Below are 3,200 nucleotides of genomic sequence, written 5' to 3'. Positions count from 1 at the left end.
TACTAGGTAACCTAATTTATTAACTTTTACTCTAAATCCTAACATTAATAATACTTTCCGATTTCTATAAATATTGCATAAAATCAACATGTCGCGTTGTCTAACATGCCAAGAGTAAAAATGCAATATCTTTGCTTCTGCTACATATAGTAGATGTACTCTCTAAATGCATATAAGTTATAGAACACATACAAGAAGATGCTCTCTCTTGTGGTAAGCTAAGCATTATCTAATTTATTAAATAAAAGTAAACTTATTAGATAACATTTAAGAAATTAAATCAATGATTTTTTTTGATTTCACTGAGCTTTCTTTAAAGATTTTCATATTTAGCAATATTGTATAGCGATTATATGCTCTACTAAAGCGGTGAAAATATTGCATTGTGATTTTGAAAATTTCTCAACAATTATTAATGGGGATAGACTATAGAGAAGTGCGTAATGCGTAGATAATCTGCTTTTAAAATAACTTTAATCATATTGCATACTATTAATATAATAATATTATCATCGGTCTTGCGTTAAAAAAATTAGCACTTTATTAAATATAATAATTATTTTTCTCTGGAGCTACGATGAGCGTTACTTTGGTTGCGAAAGGAAAGGAAAAAGGAAATGGCGTAGATTGCAAGGGTGTTTATTACCCTGCTGTCAACGAAGCTTCAAAGGTTAATAAATGGGCGGAAGAAGATCTAAGGAAGTGTGGGGATCTTTTTCTCTTTTCCACAAAAATGGAAAAGTATGTAAATCGGCATAATGGGAGCAAGTTGAGTACTGAAACTTGCTATGCCCTAATTTGTGATCCTATATACGATCTTTTGATGCCAGATAATTACTTGCCTGCGGATCTGAATATTGAAGAGCATATCACAAAGTTAAAGGGCTTTTGCAACCTTGATAGAGCCGGGCATGGCTTTAAGATACAAGGTACTTTAAGCGAAATTCATCGAGTTTGCTTGAACTACAATGTGGACAATGCGCTTACCTTACTAAGTTATAACAGGAGTATGATAAGAAAAACTGCAACGGAATTGGCGGTTGCTGCATGTAGTAATTTAGCAAAAAATTTTAATGATGAAATAGTAGTAGATTTGAATGAGAACGAAGCTCTCAGGCTACTGTACGCGTCTTGGATCACTGCTGTAGACAACTATGATAGACATCCCGAAGATGAATATTCGTATACAACGTCTTTTATAACAAAGAATTCAGGTTTGTACAAAGCACTGCAAAATAGAGATTACCCTATTTTTCTAAAAGAACTGCATACCATAGCTATGAAAGACTATCTTTCTATGTTTCATGTCGTCTTAACTACAATGGTAGGGGGAATAAGTGCCTTAAAACTTTCGTATAACACACTAATTACTTATCTTCTGCTTTTCAGATATACAAAAGATGAAAAAAGAGAAATGCTATTAGATGCGGCTGTAGAATGCTTTCATCCACTTGTGAACTATAGTGATGAGTTACGCCGAATCATACAGGAGTTTCTAAAAGCTACTGAAGCAGAAAAGTGCATTTCTAATAATCTAAGGAAGAGCGACATTCGTGATTTTATAAAATTGAAGGGAAAAGATATCATCGCAATGATATCCAATCTGAAAAGTCTAGACCTGCAAATAACGGGACCTCTACAATATAATACAGATTTCGGGTTAGAGAGGTTAGCTGCTATCTCCCTTATTTTGTATCCTGGAAAAAGATTCACTGGTGAAGAAATAATAGTAGAAAATGGAAAACTCCGCTTATTGAATTTGGGATTTGAAAAGATAGATAAAGACAATCTGTATTTTAACAAATCAAATATTCTAAACCCATCTAAAGAAGGAACATTATCTCTGGAAGAGCTTGCTTTGCTTGAAGATATACAAAACATTTTTACGTCAATACAGGAAATGGTTCCTCATTTGAACTGGGATGTATTTATAGCGGAATTGAAGAAAGCTTGTGGAAAAATTCATAGCAGATCATTCTATCAGGATGCACGTAATGGGATTGACGAGAAGTTAAGGACAAACTTGCCTGAAGTCATACTATTCGACCATGACTATATACCGCAATTAGCGTATGAGAGTATATTACCAAGAGTACATGATATAGAAAAATTCCTTCAAAATGCACAAGCTCTGGCGTCAGCGAAACACTTTACTAAACTCATGGGAAATTACAAGACAGTAGATATGTCAACCGAGGAGCTTCTTGAAATCTCAGAATTACCTAATGATACTATTTTTTCTGATGATGGAAATTGCGTTCATCAATTATTCGAGGACATAAACAATAACTTTAAACACTATTCAGTAAATCTTTCTACAGTAAAAAAAGATGATAAGGTACAAAATAGCAGCATAACTTTTCTAGAATCCGATGCTCCTGCATGTGTAAAGGAAGAAGATCTATATCAAGTATGTAATTTAGATAATGCAGAACGCAAAAAAATTATTAAAACCTTCTCTCACAGACCATTAAAGCACCGATTATTTCGCAAGACCCCTTATATAATCGCTGCTTCCGCTGTCGTCTGGACACTTGTGGCACTATATGCTGCATACGTAATAGCATTGCCTGCAATAATAGTGGCAATAGCTTCGGTCTATGCCTTAATTATGTACTATCTGATTCTTGTATATGGAGGAATTGATGCTGACGTAAACTACTTGATGACCATACGTAAGGACGAAAAAAATAGCCCTCAGCTATACCTCCCAGAGAAAGAAACGCCTATTCCTTCTAAGGAAGAAGAAAATAGCGAGATGCCTGCTGTATCTCCTAAAACTGAAGAAATGTCTTCTATAGCGCTGGATACGATGAAGAAGAATGTAGCAATTTAAGTAATGAAAGCTGAATTAATAGAGTAATGTATCAAAATATTTTTACGTATAGAGTTGCTGAAGAATGCATAGAGAACGCAGCAGGAGGTATGTTTGGAATGGGGATATTCAACTGAAACAAGCTCCAAGTAGTGGGGCCTGTTTCAGATTTAGCTGTTGTATATATCAAATGCAAAAGTTATGACTTGAATCAATCAGCTAGATTTTATACCATTACTTTATAATAGAAATGTTTTTCTTCGATAATAGGAGTAAGTTATCACAAGAACTGCATCTATCAGTTTATGTACATCTACGGAAGGAAAGCTGCATAGAATGAGTACGCAGTCTGAGAGGGATGTCTGTCATATCTTAAGTCAGTTTT

General features: G+C 34.3%; 1 protein-coding gene. It reads left to right on the top strand.

From position 1 onward, the window contains the following. Positions 1–577: 577 nt before the first annotated feature. Complete coding sequence (locus KPX09_RS04820) at positions 578–2,836, top strand: hypothetical protein (protein WP_249549235.1); 2,259 nt, start codon at positions 578–580, stop codon at positions 2,834–2,836. Positions 2,837–3,200 lie beyond the last annotated feature (364 nt).

Origin of the sequence: Anaplasma phagocytophilum (genome assembly GCF_023476575.1) — a bacterium.
Classification (GTDB): Bacteria; Pseudomonadota; Alphaproteobacteria; order Rickettsiales; family Anaplasmataceae; genus Anaplasma; species Anaplasma phagocytophilum_A.
This window is presented reverse-complemented; position numbering and strand designations above follow the sequence as displayed.

Coding starts and splice junctions, on each gene's coding strand:
- KPX09_RS04820 (WP_249549235.1), top strand. CDS start 578: ATGAGCGTTACTTTGGTTGCGAAAGGAAAGGAAAAAGGAAATGGCGTA.